Source organism: Pseudomonas nitroreducens (genome assembly GCF_014204515.1).
GTDB lineage: Bacteria > Pseudomonadota > Gammaproteobacteria > Pseudomonadales > Pseudomonadaceae > Pseudomonas > Pseudomonas nitritireducens_A.
Genome location: NZ_JACHLI010000082.1, coordinates 1 through 1,212 on the forward strand (window position 1 = coordinate 1; position 1,212 = coordinate 1,212).

Below are 1,212 nucleotides of genomic sequence, written 5' to 3' on the forward strand. Positions count from 1 at the left end.
CCGAGCCGATGGATATGCGCGGCGGCACTGATACCGCGCTGGCCCGTGTGGTGGCGGTATTCGGTGCGGCGAAGCCGCACTGCGCGTATCTGTTCGCCAACCGCCGAGCTAACCGGATGAAGGTGTTGGTGCACGACGGGGGTGGGATCTGGCCCGGCGCTTGCATCAAGGGCGGGTCATCTGGCCGGGTCTCCGGCATGGAACCGAAATGGAGCTGGATGCCGAGCAACTTCAGGCGTTAGTGCTTGGTGAGCTCAATTGGCTTTATCCCGCCCGCGGAGGCTGAGGAAAACTTCCATCAGCAACAAACAGGTCAGGCCAAGGGCAGCTTACTTAAGCGAGCCGCTTTCGATGAAACCCAGGATCATTAAATTTTACTGAAATGAAGGCAAATACTTAAGATGTTAATTACTTAGAACTTTGGGGTACGGATTGCTCTATTTTCCGCTCTAAGACGAGCTTTATAGCCAGGGCAATCCCCTCCAGAGATAAAGAGCTGACCTCCGCGCCCCTGCATGTAAGTAGAGGCGTTAATCCGAATTTCTCAGAGATTGCGACAATTGGCCCTGCCCAAGATTTAGTAGCCTCGTTAAATGTGGTCCCATCTACGAGCAGTGCATCTGACGAACTTGCTACTTCACTGGAGTTTATAATGCGCGCAGTTGCCCCCCAGTTTGCAATCCAGTCAGCAATGTTTTGAGATAGATCCCTGGATGCAGCACGCACGTAAATCAATTCGGCTGGCAATTTTACAATATTGCAAAGTGGCTGGAAAGAATCTGCGACTTTTGCCGGGAGCGCAAAGCTAAAACTGCTCCCCAGGCCCGGTTCGCTCACAACAGAAATACTCCCGCCCATTATTGTGCTGAGGCTGCGACATATGGAAAGTCCAAGCCTAAGCCCAGCGCCTTTAATGTCTGGCCGATTGTTGAGCTCTTTATAGTACGGTTCGAATATTTTTGATTGCTGCTCATGGGGGATGCCTTTTCCAGAATCACTTACCTTCCACAGTAGACTAACTTCTGAACTAGAAATCCATTTCGCTTCGAGCCGGAGAGATATGCGCCCATTTTCGGTGAATTTAATTGCATTGCTGAGCAAGTTGTCTATTATCTGGCGGACCAATTTTTCGTCCCCCAAGATCAAGCCTGGAACACCTCTGTCGATATGTACGAGTAACTGAAGCCTTTTTTCTATGGCTAATGCTGAAAG

The 1,212-nt window shown here is 50.6% G+C and carries 2 protein-coding genes; one reads left to right on the top strand and one right to left on the bottom strand.

The window, feature by feature from the left end; all coding sequences use genetic code 11:
- The coding region (tnpB, locus tag HNP46_RS36335; protein ID WP_409372494.1) for an IS66 family insertion sequence element accessory protein TnpB at positions 1-242 on the top strand (242 nt) is incomplete at its 5' end.
- Between the two features lie 166 nt (positions 243-408).
- Here tnpB and HNP46_RS35635 read toward each other — a convergent pair.
- On the bottom strand, positions 409-1,212 hold an 804-nt coding region (locus tag HNP46_RS35635), incomplete at its 5' end, for an ATP-binding protein (protein ID WP_260403364.1).